22 protein-coding genes are annotated in these 20,749 nt (G+C 62.6%); 1 reads left to right on the top strand and 21 read right to left on the bottom strand.

The annotated features are described in order from the left end of the window. Positions 1 to 64 precede the first annotated feature (64 nt). Positions 65 to 1,174: a hypothetical protein gene (locus BMX07_RS06245; RefSeq protein ID WP_139210831.1), complete on the top strand. Its 1,110-nt coding sequence runs from the start codon at positions 65 to 67 to the stop codon at positions 1,172 to 1,174. A 3-nt stretch (positions 1,175 to 1,177) separates the two neighbouring features. On the opposite strand, the gene BMX07_RS06250 is transcribed toward BMX07_RS06245, so the two are convergent. The 21 genes from BMX07_RS06250 to BMX07_RS06350 form a co-directional block, all read right to left on the bottom strand. Beyond that, positions 1,178 to 4,930, bottom strand: coding sequence for a glycine-rich protein (locus tag BMX07_RS06250; RefSeq protein WP_090615453.1), 3,753 nt, complete (start codon positions 4,928 to 4,930; stop codon positions 1,178 to 1,180). 130 nt (positions 4,931 to 5,060) lie between these two features. Then, positions 5,061 to 6,221 carry a hypothetical protein gene (locus tag BMX07_RS06255; RefSeq protein WP_090615455.1) on the bottom strand — a complete coding sequence of 387 codons (1,161 nt, stop codon included), beginning with the start codon at positions 6,219 to 6,221 and terminating at the stop codon, positions 5,061 to 5,063. Between the two features lie 3 nt (positions 6,222 to 6,224). Beyond that, positions 6,225 to 6,881: a hypothetical protein gene (locus BMX07_RS06260; RefSeq protein WP_090615458.1), complete on the bottom strand. Its 657-nt coding sequence runs from the start codon at positions 6,879 to 6,881 to the stop codon at positions 6,225 to 6,227. Positions 6,882 to 7,139: 258 nt separating this feature from the next. Further along, positions 7,140 to 8,375 carry a hypothetical protein gene (locus BMX07_RS06265; RefSeq protein WP_090615460.1) on the bottom strand — a complete coding sequence of 412 codons (1,236 nt, stop codon included), beginning with the start codon at positions 8,373 to 8,375 and terminating at the stop codon, positions 7,140 to 7,142. A gap of 76 nt (positions 8,376 to 8,451) precedes the next feature. Continuing rightward, positions 8,452 to 8,997, bottom strand: a complete 546-nt coding sequence (locus tag BMX07_RS06270; protein WP_090615462.1) for a hypothetical protein — start codon at positions 8,995 to 8,997, stop codon at positions 8,452 to 8,454. A 7-nt stretch (positions 8,998 to 9,004) separates the two neighbouring features. Next, positions 9,005 to 9,910 (bottom strand): phage tail tube protein, encoded by a 906-nt coding sequence (locus BMX07_RS06275; RefSeq protein ID WP_090615464.1) that lies wholly within the window; start codon positions 9,908 to 9,910, stop codon positions 9,005 to 9,007. Beyond that, positions 9,907 to 10,266, bottom strand: a complete 360-nt coding sequence (locus BMX07_RS06280; RefSeq protein WP_090615467.1) for a hypothetical protein — start codon at positions 10,264 to 10,266, stop codon at positions 9,907 to 9,909. Before BMX07_RS06280 ends, BMX07_RS06275 begins: the two co-directional genes overlap by 4 nt. Further along, a complete protein-coding gene (locus tag BMX07_RS06285; protein ID WP_090615470.1) occupies positions 10,263 to 10,784 on the bottom strand; it encodes a hypothetical protein in 522 nt (173 codons plus the stop codon). The genes BMX07_RS06280 and BMX07_RS06285 overlap by 4 nt, the downstream gene beginning before the upstream one ends. After that, a complete protein-coding gene (locus tag BMX07_RS06290; protein WP_090615473.1) occupies positions 10,785 to 11,204 on the bottom strand; it encodes a hypothetical protein in 420 nt (139 codons plus the stop codon). It abuts the gene before it with no gap. Beyond that, positions 11,204 to 11,389, bottom strand: coding sequence for a hypothetical protein (locus BMX07_RS06295; RefSeq protein WP_090615475.1), 186 nt, complete (start codon positions 11,387 to 11,389; stop codon positions 11,204 to 11,206). Before BMX07_RS06295 ends, BMX07_RS06290 begins: the two co-directional genes overlap by 1 nt. Next, complete coding sequence (locus BMX07_RS06300; protein ID WP_090615478.1) at positions 11,389 to 12,135, bottom strand: hypothetical protein; 747 nt, start codon at positions 12,133 to 12,135, stop codon at positions 11,389 to 11,391. Before BMX07_RS06300 ends, BMX07_RS06295 begins: the two co-directional genes overlap by 1 nt. Positions 12,136 to 12,138: 3 nt before the next feature. Further along, entirely contained in the window at positions 12,139 to 12,351 is a 213-nt protein-coding gene (locus BMX07_RS06305; protein WP_090615481.1) for a hypothetical protein, read from the bottom strand. 99 nt (positions 12,352 to 12,450) lie between these two features. Then, positions 12,451 to 12,849, bottom strand: coding sequence for a hypothetical protein (locus BMX07_RS24275; protein ID WP_090615484.1), 399 nt, complete (start codon positions 12,847 to 12,849; stop codon positions 12,451 to 12,453). Positions 12,850 to 12,860: 11 nt separating this feature from the next. After that, positions 12,861 to 13,046 carry a hypothetical protein gene (locus BMX07_RS06315; RefSeq protein ID WP_090615488.1) on the bottom strand — a complete coding sequence of 62 codons (186 nt, stop codon included), beginning with the start codon at positions 13,044 to 13,046 and terminating at the stop codon, positions 12,861 to 12,863. Positions 13,047 to 13,058: 12 nt separating this feature from the next. Continuing rightward, positions 13,059 to 14,006 (bottom strand): phage major capsid protein, encoded by a 948-nt coding sequence (locus BMX07_RS06320; RefSeq protein ID WP_090615490.1) that lies wholly within the window; start codon positions 14,004 to 14,006, stop codon positions 13,059 to 13,061. A 6-nt stretch (positions 14,007 to 14,012) separates the two neighbouring features. Next, on the bottom strand, positions 14,013 to 15,431 hold the full coding sequence (locus BMX07_RS06325; RefSeq protein WP_090615492.1) for an XkdF-like putative serine protease domain-containing protein: 1,419 nt from the start codon (positions 15,429 to 15,431) through the stop codon (positions 14,013 to 14,015). Between the two features lie 198 nt (positions 15,432 to 15,629). Further along, the gene (locus BMX07_RS06330) at positions 15,630 to 17,549 is read right to left on the bottom strand and encodes a phage portal protein (RefSeq protein WP_090615494.1); all 1,920 of its coding nucleotides are present in this window, start codon (positions 17,547 to 17,549) and stop codon (positions 15,630 to 15,632) included. A gap of 16 nt (positions 17,550 to 17,565) precedes the next feature. Continuing rightward, positions 17,566 to 19,200 (bottom strand): phage terminase large subunit family protein, encoded by a 1,635-nt coding sequence (locus BMX07_RS06335; protein ID WP_090615498.1) that lies wholly within the window; start codon positions 19,198 to 19,200, stop codon positions 17,566 to 17,568. Continuing rightward, a complete protein-coding gene (locus tag BMX07_RS06340) occupies positions 19,193 to 19,750 on the bottom strand; it encodes a helix-hairpin-helix domain-containing protein (RefSeq protein WP_090615501.1) in 558 nt (185 codons plus the stop codon). The genes BMX07_RS06335 and BMX07_RS06340 overlap by 8 nt, the downstream gene beginning before the upstream one ends. 3 nt (positions 19,751 to 19,753) lie before the next feature. Beyond that, positions 19,754 to 20,026: a hypothetical protein gene (locus BMX07_RS06345; RefSeq protein WP_090615505.1), complete on the bottom strand. Its 273-nt coding sequence runs from the start codon at positions 20,024 to 20,026 to the stop codon at positions 19,754 to 19,756. Positions 20,027 to 20,034: 8 nt separating this feature from the next. Then, on the bottom strand, positions 20,035 to 20,634 hold the full coding sequence (locus tag BMX07_RS06350) for a hypothetical protein (RefSeq protein ID WP_090615508.1): 600 nt from the start codon (positions 20,632 to 20,634) through the stop codon (positions 20,035 to 20,037). Positions 20,635 to 20,749: the final 115 nt, after the last annotated feature.

Raw genomic sequence — 20,749 nt, forward strand, 5'->3', positions numbered from 1 at the left:
CGTGCTCGAGATTGAATTCTATTAATGGCCGAAATCTTATCAGTATAAGAGATGATTAGTGGCTATGAGACGTAGGGAGTTGCTCGCCACCGGTGCGGTCATCGCAATCGCCGGCTGCTCGAGCGAGGAGGCCAGTGACGACCCCGATCCCGAAGACGAAGACGAGACGAAAGACCTCGAGACGTCGAACGAATCCGAGAACGAATCGGACGGCCCCGAGCCCGACACCAGGAACGAGACCGATACCGACAACCCCGTCGACGAACAGACCGACGACGAAGAAAAAGAGCCGGAGGACGATCCTGGGCCCACTGACGAAGAACTCGCCCAGGAGCACATCGACGCCGCGCAGGATGCGTTCGCCTCGGCGATCGACCAGGTCAACGACCAGGGCGACGGCGGCCTCGAAGCCCTCGACACGACCTATCCGTCGCTGGGAACCTCCCAGGCAGAAGGGGCACTCGAGGACGCCCACGCCGAGCTCGAGGCCACGGTCGAGTATGATGTCTCAAAGGAGCAGGACACGGTGATCGCGGACCTGCAGATGGCGATCGACACGTTGGAGCTGGTCTTCGGCTACCAGCCTCGGGTCTACGATGCCTACAGCGCCGCCACGGACCTTCTCGACAACGTCGAAAACAGGAATCTCGATGCGGTAGAAGAGAACGCGCCGGGCGTCGCGAGCACCGCAACAGACCTGCGCGAGAATCTCAAATCGAATGCCAACGTCCGCCCAACGCCGACCGTCGACGCGATCGGCGGAAGCGCGCTCATCTCGGTGATCGAGACCTACGTCATGGACCTCTCGGCGATAGAGTCGATCGGCACCGGGGCCCAGCCGCTAGTCGAAGCGGAGCGAGACTTCTGGATCGCGCTGGAATTGTACGAAAATGGCGAGAACCGACGTGATGAGTTCCAATCCGCCGAAGAGAGTTACAACGCGGTCGTCTCGGCGCTCGAGCGGGTTGAGGACACCGCCCACCTTGCCGACCGGTCTGAGACGGTTGTTTCCTATTCCGCCTCCTTGGCTGAGGCAGCAGACGCCTTCGACGCTGCGACCGCAAGTCGCATGATCGGCGATACCGATGACGCGGCCGAGTACGAAAAAGAGGGGAACGACGCGATCGACGAGGCCGACAGTGCCGGACTTTACGATACCGACAGCCTGCGGTAGCTCTCACGACCGCCGGGCGACCGCCTCGATTCGCGAACGGATCTCATTGACGGCGTCGTCAACGGACTGGCCATCGCCCAACAGCGCTCGCCCCTGGCCGTCGCTAAAGTCGATCTCGCGCACCTCGAGCAGGTCACCGCCGGGGAGTTCGTCGAGTTTGATCGCCGAGACGAGCGACTGGTCGGGGTCGAGATCGGCGAACTGAACGTCGACCTCGGTCAACCCACCACCGGTCTCCTGGATGATCCGCAGGGCGGCCTGTTGGCAGCCTCGCCGCGACGTCAGTCCAGGGATCTCCTCGCGACGTTCGAGCGTCGCATCGCCGTCCCACTCGTCGGCCTCGTGACGGCCGCGGGGCTTGAAGTCGTAGTCGATCGCGTAGGTGTCGCCGTCGGCCATCGACCCCGTGTTGGTGATTTTGATCGATCCGTCTCGGTTGTCGATCTCGTAGTCTTGTCCGCGCTCGAAGCCCTCGCTCGTGGCCGGGTCGAAGACGTACTCAGTACCAGCGATGATATCGGTGTCGCCGAGGTCAACGAACGACGACGCGTCGGCCGTAAATCGCCTCCCAGAGACCGACTGTCGGCCACCGACGACTTCGCAAGCGAGAGTTTTGCTCTCGATCGTCCGGGTGTCCTCGTAGCTGCTCACATCGAGGTCGGTGGCCGCTTGCCGCTGGCCGGCACGGGTCCATTCGATCGAGTAGCCGCTGCCGTCGCGACGAACCTCCCAGATGGAGTTGCCCTGCTTGGCGATCTCGGAGAGAACGTTCCCGAGGTCGCCCTCGAACGTCTGATTGACAAGGATTGGCGTATCCTCGAGGTCTGCGCGGACTTCGACGCTGTCGACTGTCTGTGGATCGAAACCGAACCGTGGCGAGGCGTTGTTGCGCGACCCGGTGCCACCCAGAGTGAACCGTGCTCGAAGTGCCCCACCGTCCTCACTGAACGACTGATCGAGTGTCTCCGTGTTTGTGGCCTCGAGCCACGTCAGCCCCTGGTCGTTCGAGACCGCAACCGCCTGTGAACCGGAGGTGTCGTTGAGCGCCGAAGTCACGCTCGCGGCGACGACGCTGTAAGGCGTCTCGGCGTCGGTGGTCCGGACTTGCGCACCGTCCGGCGGGTACGTTGGCGGTCCGTCGAGGTGGCCGCCATCCTCGTGGACGGCGTCCCAGCCTTCGTCCGCCCAATCGCCGACCGGCGGATAGTATTTTGTATCGTACACGCAGATCGAGTCGATGACGTAGCCCGCACTGCCAGTAATATCGACTTTGAGCGTCTGCGTCTCGCCAGCGGATATCTGGCTGAGAGTGTGGTCGACAGTGATGAAACTATCACGCAGATCAATCCAAGCAAGCGAGGGGCCACTCGTCGAAAGGGTGGCCACCGTCTGCCCGTTAAACGACCACTCTGCATCAGTCGATCCAGGGATCTCGTGCCGCACGGCAAGGCCGATTCGATCGGCGGGGATTTCGTGGTTGAAGGAGAGTGGCCACTCTGCGAAATCCCCTGACGACGTCAGGTACAAGGCCTTACCATCGATATACGCAACGTCGTTGCGGAGCGTCCCAGAGTAGTCCGACGTGTTTTTTGTGCCGCGTGTGAAGTAAGACGTCTCGAGGACCACCAGCGTATCGTTGGTGACCTCGAAGGGATCGGTATCCCCGAAGACGGCCAGATCCTGCCACTCGGCCGTCGTGTCAGCCTCCAGGAGGAGTTCGTCAGCGATTGAGACGCCGTTCGATGGCGCGTCGACGTTCGCCGTGTAATCAGTGTGCTGCTGGATCAACTCCTCGGCGGCCAGGTGGGCAGCCTTCGACGAGTACTCCGCCTCGATCGCTCGCTGGAGTTGGAGCCCGCCGCGCCCCTCGAGGACCGTCTGACCTGCCTCGGTTGTCACTGTCTCGAGCTCGTCGATCGGCAAGCGGCGCCCGTTGTACCAGACCCGGAGTGGCTGGCCTTCGATGGCCTCCGAGCGCCACGTCTCGTCGCGTGGCACCGGGAGCCGGACGCGCGGGAGACCGTTGAGTTGGGGCTGCCACTGCGCGCCGTCGGCGACCGTCAGCTGACGAGTGGAGCCGGAGGGGTGCTCGACCTCGGCGAACCAGCCTCGAGGCGGCGCGGCGTGTTGGGCGAGGCCGGCGCTCGGCGAGGTCTCCGTTGCTGACCCGTCCGCGTGGACGTACTGCGTGACCGCGCGAACGGTCACCGTGTAGTCCCGGTCGGGATGTATCATCGGCAGGTCGGAGAACGACGACGTCGTCGAACTGACGGTCCCAAGAAGCTCGCCCTTGGGATCATCGTACTCGTAGTCTCCACGCTGCCACCAGACCTCCTGCGCCCCCTCGAAGTCCGACTCGACCGTCCACGAGACGCTGTCGATCGACGTCGCGGTCAGGTTGTCGAACGTGATCCCGGAGGCGGCAACCAGCTTCGTCACCTCCGAGGCCGTGTGCCACGAGCCAGTGACGTCGGTGGTCTCGGTCCGGATCCCGATGTCGTACTTCTCCCCGTCGAGAAGTCCAGCGATCACGTATTCGAGCGGGTCTATATTGTAGGCGATCGTCGCCTCGTCGGCGCCGTCGTAGCTGCTGGCGTCACTCTCCTTCCACCGGATGCGATACTGGCCGGTGTTGAGGCCGGCGTCGAAGTTCTGAGCCGTCAGTTCGTCCTGGACGCTGGCGTCGAGTTCGAACCCGGTGACATCCGGCAGGACTGTCGTCCCGGTGGCCTCGGCGGAGAGTGCCGTGTAGTCTGTGCCGTCGTAGGTGATGTAGGTCTCGACGGCGTAGTAGAACTGCGTGCCGTTATCGAGGACGGTGTCGGTGTGGCTCTGGATCGACGACCCGAGATCGACGATCTCGGTCGCGGTGCTGGGGTCGACGCCGCTCGAAGTGTCGCGATAGACGCGCTGGCCGTCCACGTCGGGGTCGTTGACGGTCCAGGATGTGTCGATCTTCGTCTCGCGCTCGGCGTTAACTGTGAGGTTCGTCGCCGCCACCGGGTCAAGGTCGAACGTGATCGTGACCGACCCGTCGTTTCCGTTGGCCCCCGCTCCAGTCCCGCCGGCCGCGCCGCCGCCGGTCGTCGTAGTGGCGTTTTGCAAGTCATCGATGTACGAAGACCCACCACCGCCAGCACCACCGCCAGCTGTCGTGCTGCCACCGCCGCCACCACCGTACCAACCGGCACCGCCACCGCCACCGGGGTAATCGCTGCCAGACGCGCCGTCTCCGCCGGTCCCGAACGACCCGTCACTCTCGTCACCGGTGCCGCCAGCCGTCTGTGTTCCTCCCTCGCCGTCGCTTGAGAGGGGCGTATCGCCATCCGCGCCTTCGAGACCGCCGCCGGCCCCACCAGACACCGGTTCGCCGTCATCGTCGTCTGTTGCACCACCTCCACCGGCTGCGACTGCCGCACGGTCGTCGAGAGTGGTCCCACCGATGCGGATGTCCGACGCGCCCCCACCGCCACCCGACGAGCGGGCGAAATTTGCCGCATGCCCGCTCCCACCGCCATTGAACCCGCCGCTCGAGTCGCCGATCGTGCCGCCACCACCGACATAAATCTGCAGCGTCTCGCCGGCGGCCTGGGGGAAATCGCCTTCGACGCGACCTCCATCACCGCCGTAGGGATCGCCGCCCTCTGCAGCAGCCCCGCCACCGCCCTCAAGGACGACGTGGATATTCTCGGCGGCTTCGGGGATGTCGATCGAGTACTGGCCGGCGGTGTCGTAGGTCTCTGTGATGGTAGCCATATCTGTGGTAGTGGCTTCTCGGAGTTCTGATGTACGGAAACAGGGATCTCTTTCAGCAGACTATACGCGAATTGACCAGAAACAAGGCCTGATCAGAAACCGCACCGGGTTCCACGCGTTCGTTGACGCACTATCTGCGGACATCGCTTCGCGACACCAGCGTCTTGCTGGCGTTCGCGTCGGCGATCGATGTCGATGCAACCGGACTGAGCCAATCCTCCAGCGACTGCGGTACGGGCCCCGTCTCGTTCTCTGGGACCGAGAACTGGATGTCGTTGTGCCCACGGTTGACGATCGCGTTCAGACTAAACAACTCGTCGTCGATGTCGAAGGTTAGCTGGGCGCGAGCGCGAACCATCGTGACATCCATCAGGTCGACATCGAACAGCGAGACCGTCGCCGGCTGGTCTGCCTCGAGGCCGACCGTCGTCCAGGAGTCGGTGCCCGAGTCCCACTCCTCGGCTTCGAGCGTCCCGTTGGGCTCGTCGAGACGGAGTCGGATGAGCGCGTTTGACATGACGATCTCTGTGCCGATATCGTGCTCCGTAGAATGGACGGTCTGCCACTGTCGGATCCCTTCGGTTGTGAACTTCGAGTCGTAGCCGCGAGTATCGTAGACACGGACACCACACGGGACTTCGTCGGGATAGTCGACTGCATAGATCAGCGTCGGTGGATTCTCGTCGTACGGTGGAGGATCGTACCACGATGCGTCGGTGAGATCATAGACGTCAACATCGGACGCCGCGCTCGAGCGTGTTTCGATCGGAGACGCAGGGGCTCGAGTCCCATCCCCACTGGCGTTGTACCACTGAACCTTGCTTGCGGCGCTCGGGACACCGACCAGCGCGTCTGTGTCGTTTCCGAATTCGTGATCAAGCTGGTACGGATTCGGTTCGAGGGCTCTGAAGAAGCTCCCCTTCTTTCCGACGGCCGTCAATGAGAGTGCGAACGCCCACACGCTGCGGTCGTTCGCGTGGAGTGGCTCAACGTCCGCGCTCGCGATTTCGTAGTAGCCGGCATTCGAGTAGCCACCGCCTCGCCGATACAGCGGCAGTGTCGGGAGACTCGAGTCGGCGAGCTCGTCCAACTCGGTCGCGAGCATCTCCGAGATCTCTGCACCCCAGCGGTACTGGCCTGAGAGTGAGAGGTCAGCTGCTTCCGAGGAGAGCGACTCGACGATCGCACCGTCTTCCTGGAGGATGCCTGCCTCAGCAAGTTGCTGGCCGAGCCGATCGCGCTCGCTGGTCTGTGCGGCCTCCGGGATCGGGCTGTTGTAGATGTACTTCATCGCTTAAAAGTCCTGCACGTATTCGGCGATCTCGTTGAGACCGTCCTCGAACGACCCTTCGATGTCGACGTCAGGGAAGACTGACGTCCACGTGAGCTCGACCGTCCCTTCGATCGTCGAGGGCTTGTCGGGATCCTTCGTGACGCTGCTCTCGTTGATTGCAACGGGCATCGCGTGGCCAAACGCGCCGGCGCTGCTCGAGAACGATCCGTCGGTCCACTCGCCGATGTGCAAGCGTGTCCCACCCGAGCTGTCGCTCTTACTCTGCGTGACGAACCATTCGAACACCTGTTTCATCGCGATTGGGTCGCAACCGGTCGCATCGGTCTTACTGACGTCGTCGGGGTCGTTCGAGTCGGTTGATCCGTCACCCCACCGATCGCCTTTACTGGCGGCGAATGATAGTGACTCGCGGTAGTGACCGGAGCCGCCGTCGACGTGGTACCCTTTCCGGTTCTCGAGGTCAGCATTCTGGACCTCGTCCTCAAGCAAATCCGTCCCAATATCGAACGCCTCGCGGATCATCTGCCCGCGGTTCGACATGAGGTACTGCTTTGCCACGTCGCCAGTATCAGTGAGATCCTCCTGGAGGTGGAACTCGCCGGTGGTGTCGCCGCCGTTGATTCCGATCTCGAGGATGGCCTTGTCTCTAAGTGGCATGAATTATGGAAAAACGTTGCCGCAGTGACCGTGCGGCGGCGGTCTTCGTCTCGCTATTCCGTACCGATCGGCTCACGATCTGGCCGGGAGCGTAACCCTAATCGCTTGAGTATTTCTGCCGATCCGAGTAGATAGAGAACTACCGTTCAGATGCCGAGGCAATAGACGAGGGCATCAATCGGACTGTCGTAAAGATACGCACCAGAGCTGATGGTGACGCGCGAACAGGACAAGCCATGTACATGCCAGTTCTGCTACTCATCTCCCTTGGATTTCTCGCTCCAAGCGATCAATGCGATCGTTTAGCTCGTCGCGTGCATCTTCAACCATATCCTCGGTCTCGCGAACTACTTCGTCAACGAAACGGTCCAGATCATCGACGTCGACGTTGATGTCGCCGAAATTCGCGTTTATCTCAGCTGGGCCTGATTCGCCAGACCCGCCGCCAGTAGTCGCGGCCGCGCGTGTATTGACAGTCGTCTCAGTTGTTTGCGTGCTGGGGGATTGCTTGGTGCCCGACGATGTATCACCAGAGGACTTCTTATCAGGGCTGTCCCAGGGATTCAACCGTTTTGCGAACCGTTGCGCACCGTCAGCAGTATCGCCGGCCCAGTCGTTTGCACCGTCGGCCGTACGTGCTGACCATCCCCGCATCCCCCCTCTACCACCGCGACCAGACGACGAGGAGCCACTCTTGGTTGATCTACCCGAACTGTCAGTGATCGTCGTCTCAGTCATTACTCCGACATCGACTTCGACGCTTACAGGATCGACTTCTTCTACCTGGAGGGGTGGAACGTCCTCAACTCCCAGCTGGAAGTCTTCGATCTCCTCTGCAGTGATCGGGATCGCCAGCTCTTCGATCGTTTCCGTCTTGACGTCGATCGCCATGTTCTCGAGTTCTTCGGTCTCAACGCCGACATCGACCGACTCGAGTTGCTCTGTTTCGACACCGACTTCCACTGTGTCGAGTTCTTCGGTCTCGATACCGACGTCAACGCTTTCGAGTTCCTCGCTATCGATAGCGATCTCGAAGTTCTCCGTTTCGACGCCAAGCCCATCGCCGAGCTTGTCACTGAGCTGATCGCCGACCGCAGTCCCAACGGCCGATCCGACTCCTGTCGCTAAGATCGACGAGAGACCACCACCGAGACCACCAGCCGCTCCACCGACACCGCCGAGCAGGCCGCCAGTCAGCTCACCAAGCAACCCGCCGTCATCGCCACCGACCTTGTCCTCGATCTCGTTCAGCAGTTCGACGCTACTCTCGAGGTAGTCGGTACGCTCGCGGGCCCAGCGATATTCGCGACGACGTCGACGACGCTCCCGGCCGCCACCACCGGCACCACCGCCGGCGGCCTGAGCCGACATCGAACCCCCGTCGGTCATCCCGATCTCGGTCGTCCCGATGTTCGACTCGATCTGCTGCCGAGCGTTCCGGAGCTCCGACTCCGGGATCTCGATCGAGAGTTGGGCTTCAGTATCGAAACTCATAGTCGGGATCGTGTGGCCGCGTAGACGTCAAGGAGCCGCAGGTAGTCGAGCGGTACCTTGAGGATGTCGTCGTAGCTCATGCCGTGGGCGAGTCCGACGACGATGTAGTAGTCGACTCGGGCCCGTCCGTCGAGGTCGCCGACGCGTCGCTCTCTGTCGAGGACGTCGAGGACCTGTTTCCCGAATCACCCGGCACGCCGAGGTTGTTGGCCTTGGCTTCCGCCCACTCGACGAACGCCGGGTGGGCGTCGGAGAGTTCCGAAAACGTCTCTTTAAGAGTATCGTCTTTGCTGCCGAACGGTGCATCGACGGTCGAGGCCGCGACGAACCAGAGTCGCATCTCGTCACGGCCGGCGTCGTCGGGGGCTTCGCGATGCATCATCGCGTTCTCGCCGGCGGTCATCGCCCCGAGTTCGAACTCGGTGTCACCACCCCAGCCCTCCTCATCGCGCTGCCAACGGAGGCCGCGCTTGAGGTAGTTGACGCGATCGCGACGTGCCTTGATCGCATTGTAGTCGTCCGTGCCCTGCTCGAGGTCCTCGAGGGCCTCTTCGAGCGTGTCGGTACGGTCAGTCAACTCCTCGATCGAATCGGCGATCACGTAGGTTTCAGTTGTAAGCATGGGGTGGTTAGGCGGGAGTCGTCGTCGCCGACACGTCCGCAACGTGGTAGTCGATCGGTTCGCTCAGGTCGCTGTCCGGTGCAACGAGGTCGGCCCACGAGTACGACGTCGGCTGGCAGTCCTCAAGCGTGTACTCGATCGTGTCACCGACACCGTTCTCGAGCGCGAAGCTCGCCGGCACCTTGCCGACTGGGCCGTCTCGAGAGTCGTCGACCGCGAGCGCGAGCTGGTCGCGCTCGGTGAACGTCGCGTCGGTCGAGAACGACGGCTCAATCGCGTCGACGACCGCGTCGAACGGGTGTCGATCCTGACCGCGACGGAACCGTGCCAGTCCAGACAGTGAGAGCGTCGTCGACTGCATGAGTGGCTGGTTGAGGCCATCGACCTCGAACGTCGCACCGTGCCAGGTGTAGACGTCCTCGTCAGACGGCTTCTGGATCGAACCTGGTTCGGCGATGTCGTTGGGCTCGTCGCCGTAGAGCAGCGTCAGTTCGATGGTGATGTCGCTACCCTGCTCGTAGCTGACTGTCGCGTCCTGGACAATCGCGCCAGTCGGCGTCCGGGACTCGGTCGTCCCGTCAGGCATGTCAATCGCAGCATACCACGTCGACGACGGCGCTCGCATCGGCGAGTTCGGCAGTGCCGTCCCGCCGTCGGCGAAAACGAGGTCGTGGAAGTTGTTATCCGTGAGGCTGAAAGACACCGACATCGCGCCCTCGAAATTTCCCTCGCGAGAGCCTGCCGGGGTCGGATCGTCGGGATGACGGGAGCGCTCGAGCGCCTGCTCGACCGTGAGATCGCCGACTGTGAGGTCGATCCCAGGCTGGATCCACGTCGGATCCGTATCATCCGGACCGGCGCCGTAGTCGGACTCAACCGTATAGGCGACGGTCGCTGCTCCAGCCCCCGTCATTCGGGGTCACCTACTGCCGCTTCGTGGACGACATCCTCGGCCTCTTCCTTTGCCATCTCTCGGATTCCTCCCTCGATATCGTTAGAGCGATCCTTGGGAGCGGACGGAGTGATCTCGAGTGAGAGGACGGACGTCCAGACCTCGTCGGCACCAAGCCGGCGCTCGAGTTCGCGTTCGAGTGGTCCGATTTCGACTTCCACACTCAGTCGGTCACCGTACTTCTCGTCGATTCTTATCTCGGCGTCTTCGACTGTAACGCCGAACCCGAGCATGTCCTCGAGATGTGCTTTGAGGTCCTCCTGTAGATCCTCGATCGATGCTGCTGTCGTGTCGATTGTGTCTGTGAAGTCTGTCATGGTAGTGTTTCATAACCGACGAGCCTGACCGTCCAGGTCCAGAAGTACTCGTCCATATACTCGCGGCTGCGATCGGTCGGATCGTCAGCATAGGCCGTATGGTACGCGACGCGGCCGATATCCTCCGCATCGGGATCGACCGATGGGTAGGATCGTTCCTGCAAAATCGCGTTCTGTGCATACAATGCAAACTGCTTCGCCTTATTGGAGGACTCGATGTGTCCATGCTCTCCCCCTTGTGAAGTCAGCCCCTTGAGCCGGCAGTCGATCGTCGTCGTGACACGATGGTCGTATCCCTGACCGGCCGCCTCGGGCGTCCGCGACCCCAGCGAGGCACCGAGCGCCGACGCTCTCGTCATCTCGACCGACTTTTCCCGCTGGCCTGTCTCGAGGACCTCCGGCTCGTCTCGGTTGACGCGGTAGAGACGCTCGGTCCCACCGTCGTCCGCCGGCCAGTCGCCGGGCCAGTTCGTTTTGATGGTCTCGAGGACCCACATGACCTCGTCCTGGACGACCATCTACAGCTCCCCCTCCAGCCGGTCAAGCGAGTCACGGATCGCCCGCGACTCTGGAATACCGCCTGTCTCTGAGCCCCAGTTGACCTCGTCGGTCGTAATCCACTGGTCCTTCGCATCCCAGTAGAAGTAGAGCAGCGGATTTCCCTTGATCGTGTGAGGGTCAACACCCCATTCAAACAGGGCCGTGAGGCCCGGCCACTTGATCCGAACCGAGACACTGTCGCCGTCGCGGTCGACGAACGGGCCCTCGACGTCCTTCCAGATGTGATCGATATCGTAGTCGTGTCTCGAGGCGTACGCCTGCCAGTTCTCCCGGGCGATGTCGATCAGCCGCGGACCGATATCGTCACGGGCCTTCTGCTCGACGTCGTCTAGGACGGCCTCGCGGAGGTCGTCTTCGAAGCTCGAATCGAACTCCATCAGCGCCCCCACCTCGTTTCGTGAGGGCCGAACTCCTCGAGAGCGGAGCCACCCTGCGGATCCTCGTCAGGCGTCTCCGCGACCCGCGCCGGCCGCTTGCTGCCCTCGGATATCGCCAAGAGCGCTATGAAGGCCGCGAAGACGAACGTCGCCGAGAGGACGAAGAGTAGCGTACAGGGAGCCATCAGAGATACACCTCGAGGAGATCGTCGGCCTTCGTGCGCATCTCTTCGGCCTTGGTTTCGATGTTGTAGAGCGTCGCGTTTTCTGGGATCGAAATCACAGCCTCTTCAACGAGCTCGGCACCTGCACGCAACGCTACAGCACGCCGAACGTTTCGCGGGATGCCCTTGTGACCGTAGTCGAAGGACACGTAGACTGCGTTCGAAAACGAGTCGAGATAGTATTCATCGTCCTCGTCGGCGTCTTCCACGAGCAAGTTCGTCGTGTCCAGGTACAGATGCGACCACCCGCCGTTGTTCACTCGCAGGACATAATCTTGGCCGAGTGCTCCCGGCCACGGGCCACCGTCGTAGTCGTTGCTCGACACCCAATCGGTGTACCCACCGTCACTATCTCGAACGAGCAGTTCGGAGATCGACTCGGCGTCACGACGTTCGAGTTCGATCCGGGTGTAGTCACCCTGCCACATTTTCGGAGTGATGGGGTCACCGACGAGGTGAGCTCCGCCGGTCGGGATGTCCTCCTCGTCGTCGCGTGACTTCGGCTCGGTCGGGATGTCGATCTCGGTGGTCTCACTGATGCCGTCGGGCTCGTACCAGTGGCGTTTCAACGACTTCTCGAGCGGTTCGGTCTCCGCCACGATCGCGTCGACGGCGATCTCCTCGTCTTGAGAGATATCGCCGGGCAGTTGCGATTTTCGAAGCGTCCTCCTGACATCATCGAGCGTACAGTATCCAGTGTCGGGCATGGGTTACTCCGGATTCGCGCGGACTTCGATGCTATACGTGACGCCGTTGCTCGACGTCACCGAGACGGACTCACACTGCGGGATGTCAACCGTGTAGGACTGCGTCTCCGAGAGGGTCCGATTGTCGGCCTCGTAGGTTCCAGCAGTGCCCTCGAACTCGATCGTGATCGTGTCGTCGGCCGATCCCTCGAGGTCCTCGAGAGCAACACAAACCACAGGCGAGCGGAACTTCGAGACAATCGCCGAGACGGGGTCGTCAGCGGTTAGGCTCTCCGAGTCGGCCAGTACTTCGGTTGCATACCAAGGAGGCATGGGTCACCCCTCGATCTCGGCACGACGGACGCCGATCGCGTCGTAGACGCCGGAGCGATCCTTGCCCGCTTCCTCGTTCTCGCGAAGCATCTCGAGGTGGTCATCCCACTCGCCGGTCTCGAGCTCAGCCTCGATCTCCTCGATGGTGAACTCCTCGGGTGCGGTGACGACCGAATTCTTTGTCTCGAGACTGCCGTCCGCCACGTCACTCTCGCCTTCGTCGCTGCCGCCGTCCTTGTCTTCGGTGTCGCCGGCGTCACCGTCGACGTACTCGAAACCGCCGACATCGTCGACGAGGTGTTCAGCCAGACCTGGAGCAACCTCGCCCTCGTCGCCGGGTTCGAAGGTGACGCCGCCGGTTCGATACCGCCCTCCATCAGCTGTGTAGCGTACTGTTTCCATAACAGATCACCTCAGACCGCCGTCGTGCTGACCGAGACGATGCCTGTGCCTGCCTCGTAGCCTCGGTACTCGTCGGCAGTCGTGTTGTACCAGATCTCGCCACCCTCGAGGTTTGCCGTAGGCGGATCCGACGACAGCCGACGGACGATGCGATGCTCCTCGAATGCCTTCCGCGTTTTCTCGTTAGTAGTCGTCATCAGCGCCCCTCCTTAGGCCTCGATTCCCGTGGTGAGAACGGCCGCTTCCTCGTCCTCGATCGCGAAGTCGTCACGAACTCGCATGAAGTAGCGAGCGAAGAGGTCGTTCTCGGCGACCTTGTCCGTCTCGGTGAGGACATGGATCTCGACCTCGTCGTAGAGGCCGTAGACGAAGTTCTGCGGGTGCGTGAAGACGGCCGTGTCTTCGGGCCACGCGGCGACGCCGACGACGTCGTAGGAGAAGGGCGTGATGTCCTCGTCACCGAAGATGACTGCCGAGCCCAGCGGGTCCTCCCGCTCGGTCAGCGCCATCCGGTACTGCTGGACCTTGTTCTCGTTCATGTAGAACACGGGCTCGAACCGGTCCGACCGGAGGTACTTGTTCGGCATCGCCTGGATGGCCTCGTTGAAGAGCCCCGTGTCGACCGGCTGGGCGTTGCCGTTTCCGTCGGTGTGGTCGTAGGTCGCCGTGTCCGTCGAGTTCGAGAGGATCTTCAGCCAGCCGTCGTTCTGGTTGAGGAATGCGTCGCCGCTGGACTCGTCACCGTTGATCCCGAGGTCCTGGGTGTCGACCGCGAACTGGCGGGCCAGCATGTCCAGGACGATCTCGTCGACGTTGTCGAGCGTGTCGTCGACGGACTCTCGAGAGAGGTCGTACGCGAGGGTGCCCTTCTCGACGTCCAGGCTGACAGCGTCGGTGTTGACCTCTCCCTGACCGTCACCGCCCGAGTTCTCGTCGGATCCACGCCGCATGCGCTCGCCGACGCTGATTCGTGGGAGGTCCATCTGCGGCCGCGGGAGGTCCTCCGTGCGAGCTCCCTCGAGCATGGTCGCCGAGTCGACGACCTTCTGGTACCATTCTTCGAAGAGGTCTCGCGGCAGGACGCCGCCGGCCATGTCGGTGGTGTCGAGCTTTTCGACTGCCTTTTCGTTCTGCGTTCGGGTGGCGTGAATCGTCATCGTCAGTTACCTCTGAGCCTTCCGCGGGTCCAGCGTGAAGCCGCTGTCTTTCCCGTTCTCTTCGCTCTCGACCTTCCCGATCTGCTGCGTGTCGGTGCCAGTCTGCTTCGAGATCGCGTCGACACGCTCAGCCTGCTTGTCGACGTCCTCCTTGAGTTCCTTCGCCCACTCGGGGGCGTCGTCCCAGGCGTCTTTTTCTTCACCGTCGGCGTCGCCGAGCGCCTCGTCGATTCGCTTGCTCTGTTCGTCGAGTCGGTCCTGCAGGTCTTTGGCCCACTCCGGGGGCTCATTATCGGTAGTGTCGTCAGTCATGTCAGTGTCGTCGGCAGCTTCCGTGTCACTGTCGTCCGGCGTGTCGCCGCCGGCGGCGTTGTTGACGGGCGATACGTCCGTCTCATCGTCTTCGTCTTCGTCCGGCTCTGGCCACTTGCGGGCGCCGTGCTCGGAGAGGTCGAAGTTCGTGTCCTCGCGATCGGTGAACCGAGTCATGCCGTGGTCGACGCCGGCGTCCTCGAGGACGTCCAGCGAGGCGTCGATCGTCGCGAACAGTGAGTTGCGGTTCGCCGTCGAGAGTGTGCGCCCCTCCTTGTCGGCGGCATGATCGTGACCGCGGTCCGAGGTCTCGGAAGTCTTCGACGGAGTGTCGTCACCGGACCCGGAGAGCGCGTCCAGGAACGCCTTGCCAGCGCGGGCGAACATCGACTGCTTGCCCGGCTCGGCCGATCCCTCAGCCTCGGTGGCCGCGCTGAGGACGTCCCAGAGGCGCTCGGCTTCGCCCTCGGAGTGGCCGCGCTCGAGGGCTTCGGCGATGAAGCCGTCGCGATCCCCGAGGTAGTCACCGAGACGCTTCTCGGCGTCGGCCTTCGTCTCGAGGATCTGCGCATCGGGCACGGCCGGGATGTCGACTGCCGAGACCTCGCGGATGATCCCATCGGTCAGCTCCCAGACGAGTGCGTCCTCGCTGATCGCTTCGGGGACCGCGACGTCGTCGACCTCGCCCTGCTCGAACGGGCCGTTCCAGTCGACCTGGATTGCGCCGATCGAGTAGCCGGCGAGGATTTTGTCATCGATCAGGGTCCAGAGATCGTCGTTGCGGATTTCCCACTCCTGGATCCACGCGCCGGCGTCGACGGTCTTCCCGCCGATCTCCTCGGCCTCGTCGAGAACCTCGTTGCGCTCGAGGTCCATCCAGCCATTCGGGAAGACGGCGTGCATGACGCCGCCGCCGGCCTCGCCAGCCTCGACGAATGTCTCGAACTGGTCGGCGAACCCGCGGATGGTCTCCTCGCGAGCGAAGTCGTTCTGGAGGTCGACTTTCGATGGAACCATCACGATGCCGGCCGCGATCTGCTCGTCGTCGTCCTTCGTGACGAACTCGACGTCCTTGCGGAAGGCCGATCCTCCGGCTTTACTTACGGGCGGCATGTGTCAGTCCTCGTAATCGTCGGCGGCGTCCGCGTCGGCGTCCTCGAGTTTCCGGGCCTGACCGGTAGAGAGGACGCCACGCTTCTCGCCGCGCTCTTTGTCGCTGTTGGTCATCATCAGAATGTCCCGGTCAAGCCTTCTCGTCCAGGGGAGTCGGGAGCTCCCTAGGTCATCGGCATCGGCAGTTCGCATCAGCTGCTACAGCGGGATGTCGTCGGGGACGTCATCCGAGTCTGGACTCGGTCCCTCTGGCAGCCTGTCGTGATGGTTGGTTATCTCGACGTAGCCGTACTCGAGGCGGACGTTCTCGTAGTGGTAGCTGCCAGCCGAGCCGGCGCTGTTAAGCGCCTCCCAGACGGCTGCCGGGACATCGACGTAGGCGTAGAGGCTGTTCTGGCCTTCACCTCTCTTGAAAGATATGTAGCACTCTCGAGTTTCGAAGTCGTAGAGGCCTTCGGCCAGATTCGAGCTGCTGAACTGCGTTTGCTCGATCGGATCCTTCGTTGCGACGCCGCCGACGACGTCCAGATCCGTCTCGACTTCCGACCAGTCGCGCTCGCCGATCTTGTTCTCGTCGGGCGGGAGTTGTTCCTCGACAGTTGGCTCGTCGGCCCCTGGAGGCCCCTGACGTCCGCCTAGTTCCGCGAGCAGCGTGCTGCCGTCGACGGGATGGTCGTCGGGCAGCGGATCCCAGCCAGCGGCCTCTCGAGCCTCGTCGATCGTGACAGCCCGGCCCGCAGCGTCGACGCGGTTACGGGCGACTCGAGCGTTCTTCTCGGGTCGATCAGCGCCACGAAGTTCAAATTCGATTGTCCAGTTGTCGACGCCGAGTGCGGTCTGGTGGAGGATCTTGTAGAGGCGAGCCTCGAACTTTTTCTGCTCGGGTGCGATGACATCCTCGGCGAACTCCCGGACCTGCTCCTTCGAATTAGATCGATTCGACGTGTCGGTGACGTTGATGAGGATTGGTGGTACGGCGTGCACCTTCGCGATCTCGTGCTCGTTGCGCTCGCGGAACTGCTGAAACTCCATGTCGAGGTCCTCGCGAGAGCCGACCGGGACCAGTTCGATCTCGATGTCGTTGCCGTCCTCGCCAGTAAGGTCTGTCTCCTGCTGGAACTCTTCGACCTCGAGGATCGCCGTCCGATACCGAGTCCCCTTGAGGTTGTCCATCAGGTCCCGAAGCTCGTCCTTCGAGTCCTCCGTGAGCGTCCCGCCCGTGACCTTGACGACATAGTAGGGGATGCCGTGATGGTCGAAGAGGTCGTGGTTCCACTCCTTTGCTGCCTGATCGGCCCCCATCGTCTGCATGGCAGCGACCCAGTCGGGGATCCCGTAGTACAGCGAGAGCGGGCTGGGGTTCGGTATGAAGATGAGTTCGTTCGCCGGCTCGTTCTTGAGCTCGTCGGCGCTCGAGGCAGTCTTCCCCGTCTCCTTGTCGACGAAGATAGGCTCGCGGTCGTCGTCTTCACCCTGGCCTCGGTAGCGATCGCCGGCCTCGGCAAAGTAGCGACGGCGGCCCTGCCGGACTTGGAGATAGCCGTGGCCGCTCTGGATGACCTCCTTCTCTTCCCCGTCCTCGGTCTCGATCTTCTTCGTCGTCTTCCGGACGCGGACTGTCGTCGCCGGGACGTGAGCCAGCCCGGTCGGCGTACCGTCGCCCTCGACGAGGATCTCGAGTGCGGCCCAGCCGATCCCGTGGTAGTCCTGCCGAGCGAGTTCAAGTACCTCTTCGGGCGTGGAAGCGGCCGTCCCCTGGGGCCCGATCTGCCAGCTCGAGGTGGCGCCGTGCCAGAAGGTCTCGACGGCATCGTGATCATCGCCATCCGGGTCGGGGTCGTCGGCCTGGGGATGGGGAACGATCTCGAAGCCATAGCCGACTTCGTACCGCGCCTTCTTCCGAACGCAGGCTTGGTGGGTCTCGTTGATCTCCTGAAAGGCAGCCAGGGTCTCGGGGTCATACGGCGGCTTGATCCCGAGGCCGGCGTCGATCGAGATCCGACGCTCATCGAGTTGCGTCGTCTCGCGAGCCTTGTCCATCGTCTCCCCGTTGCCGAGGGTCGATACCGAAAGTGAGACTTCAGACGCCTGGTCGTCGGTGGTGTCGTCGCTACTCATAGTGTTGTCTGGAAAGTTAGAGGTAACTCACGCCACTGCTGCCATCTCCGCCCTCGTTTTCGTCGCCGTCGTCGCGATCGTCGACGTCGTCGAGTGCTCCCATCGACTCGAGCCGGCGGAATCCCTTCTCGGCCATGTACCACGATGCAATAAGGTCGGGCGTGTGGCCGTGGAGCTTCCCGTCGCGACGCTCGAGGCTTTGCATCGCCGTGATGAAGTCCTCGGTTGGGCGATGGCCACGGTGAAAGAGGATGTAGCCGTTCTCGACGAGCGTCCGGATCCGCGGGATGCCGTTCTCCCAGCTGTGTTTCTGGCCGGACGTCGTCAGCCCGGTTACCTTCGCAGCCAGCTGGGCATCGAACTCAATAGCATCCTCGGCGACGTAGGACTGCATCCCGTTGTCCTCGATCACGACCAGCGCGGGGTCGTACCGTCGGTCGAACTCGAGGAGTTGGTTTTTGACCTGACTCGGTTGCATTCCCGCTTCGGCGTGGGCGTCCAAGAGACGACGTCGACCATCGCGTTGCAGGAGCCAGACCGAGAAGGCAGCATCGTCACCAGTCGGCGAGTTCGCCGGGTCGTGACCCAGGATGATCGCCTCGCCCGGACCGGCACGGTACTTCGGCGGCGGGTCGCGATCGTCGATCGAGCAGCCGCCTTCCGCGGCCGGCTTCCGGACATCGGTTGCCTCGATCAGGTTGCCGCTCGAGCCCATGATGACGAGACAGTATTCTCGCCAGAACCGATGGTCAGCCATCTGGGAGCGCTTGTTCGCGAGCCACTGGGGACCTCGAGCTTCCGGCCACAGCACCTGGAGTGTCTCGCCCTCGTTCCACGGATCCTCGACTTTGGTGTAGAGTTCCTCGTCGGGCCGACGATCCTGCCAGTCGTCGTCGGCGCCGAACTGCTGATCCCAGAAGTCGAGGATTGCAGGATACTCGTCGAACTCGTACCCCTCGAGGTTGCGGTAGTCGTTGTAGATATCGTCCGGACGCTTCCGGGTCCCGATCATCACCGTACGGCCGCCCTCTTTGACCATCGGGACGGAGACGGCCTGGATCCAGTCGAGGACATCTTCGGTGTCCCCGTCGCCTTTCTCCTTGATGATGTCGTCCAGGACGAGCAGATGTGCGCGGTCGCCCTCGATCCCGCCGAAGAGCCAGCCGGCGTTGAGCATCGAGCCGTGGGCCCACTCCTTGGCCTCGATCGTGTCCTTCTTCCGCGGCCCATTCAGGTTTGTGAGCCACGGGTTACGCTCGACGAACTTCCAGAACTCGGTGTCCGCTTTCTTCTTGACCGAGCCCTGGTTGTTCATCGCCCAGACCGCTCGGAAGCCGTCTTTGTACTCGAGCGAGGCGATGAGGTAGGCCAGCGTGATCGTCGTCTTCAGTCCGTCGCGATGGCACAGCAGGACGCGATCGCCGCCGTCGAAGCCCTCGAGCCAGTGCTCGTGATGATCGCCCAGGAGGTGGTACTGGTCTTCGGCCATCTCCTCGGCCATGTAGTTCCGCGTGAGCTCGTTCGCGTACGTGATCCAGTCGCCCGTCTCGAACGGGTTCAAGAGGTCGCGTTTGGTCTCGGGATCGGAGACGAGCTCAAGGAGTTGCTCGGCGCTGGCATCGACGTCGTCGGACTCGAGTAGACTACTCATTGAGATCTCCCGAATCCTGCTGCTGCTTCATCTGGATCAACTGTCGTGCGATCTCTTTCTCATCTTCGCCGAGTTCCTGGGTGGTTGTTTGGTCGATGTCGGCGTCCATGTCGACCTCGCGCTTCTCGGTCTTAACGTAGCCGTAGGAGCGCTCGAGGACAAACTCAGCGTCAACGTCCTGGATCAATTCACGCTCGGCTTCGCTTCGCGCGCGTTCGAGCGATTCCGAGAAATCCTCGTGAGCCTCCCGCCAGTCGTGAAGCGTGGAGACGCCGACACCTGCAACACGGGCGATCCCCTCGTAGGTGAGACCCTGTCGTGCAGCCTCAAAGATGTCGTCCTCGTACTTCTCAAGTTTCGAAGGGCGGCCTTTGCCGCCGTCCTCATCTTCGAGGATCGAAGCTGCCGAGGATTCACCGAGCATATGGATGGCGGCGAGTTCGTCGACGCTCGCAGTGAGGACGTCGTCGACGGTCTCGAAGCCAGCCTCCTCGAGCGCTTCGGCTATCGCTGGGCCGACGCCGTCAATCTCGGTGAGGTCCTCGGTCATGGGTTAGTCCTCCTGGTCGCTACGAGGGTGTCCCTCGTTCGCGATCGTGTACTCGAGGATCTCCGGGCCGACGAGGATCGCGCCGATGATCGTCAGTGCAGTCATCGGATCAGCGCCTTGCTGGATTGCATAGACGCCACCGGCGACGCCGAGTAGTTGCGTCGTCGCCTTGATCGTCTTGTAAACGGCGAGTGTCACGTGGAACCGCCTCGATACGGCTTCGTTGCACTTCCGGATCGATTCGCGGGTCGTTGGGTGGTGTTGTCTCGTTGCCATGGCATCTATCAGACCTCGATCGGGTCGGCGAGCTCCTCGAGGAGGTGATCCAGCTCGAGATCGAACGCGACCATCACCACACCGGTCTCGACGTCCATCGTCTCGCCGCGGTAGTGATCGCGCCACTGGTCCGGACGCCACGGCGTCGCCTCCTCGTGGGCGGTGATCATGGTCCCTTCATCGGTCTCGAACAGCCGGACATGGACCTGCCGCGGTCGGAGGAAGTGCGGTGCGCCGTGGAACGGTGCTGGTCCCTCGTAGCGTGCCCAGCTGGCTACCTCCGGTCGACCGAGCCAGTCACGGGCGAAGCTCGCCAGCGGCTGGGGTTCGTATCCGGCGTTGGCGAGGTCCTCGAGGACGGTCTCCGGTGGATCGTCGACGATGTCGACGACCTGGTTGGTGCCGATCTCGGTCTCGGCGTAGAGGTCCTCGTCGTGGCGTTGGAACAGTCGATGAAGGATCGGGATAGCGTATCGCCGTAGCGGGCCCCAGAAACGGGCCCGGTCGTTGAAGTAGTGCTCGCCGACGTAGAGCCGACCGAGCACTAGGAGCGACACGGTCGCGACGCCGGCGTAGTAGACGACGTCATCTGGGAGTGTTTCGATCATGGTGTCGTGTATGAAAACGGGTGCGCCGGGTCGCATCTGCGAGGCTTGTGCCGAATCCCGGCGCGGGTCGGGGCGGCCCGTTGGTGCCTGATAGTCGCGGGATGGTGTCCGCCCC

Source organism: Natrinema salaciae (assembly GCF_900110865.1).
Lineage (GTDB): Archaea > Halobacteriota > Halobacteria > Halobacteriales > Natrialbaceae > Natrinema > Natrinema salaciae.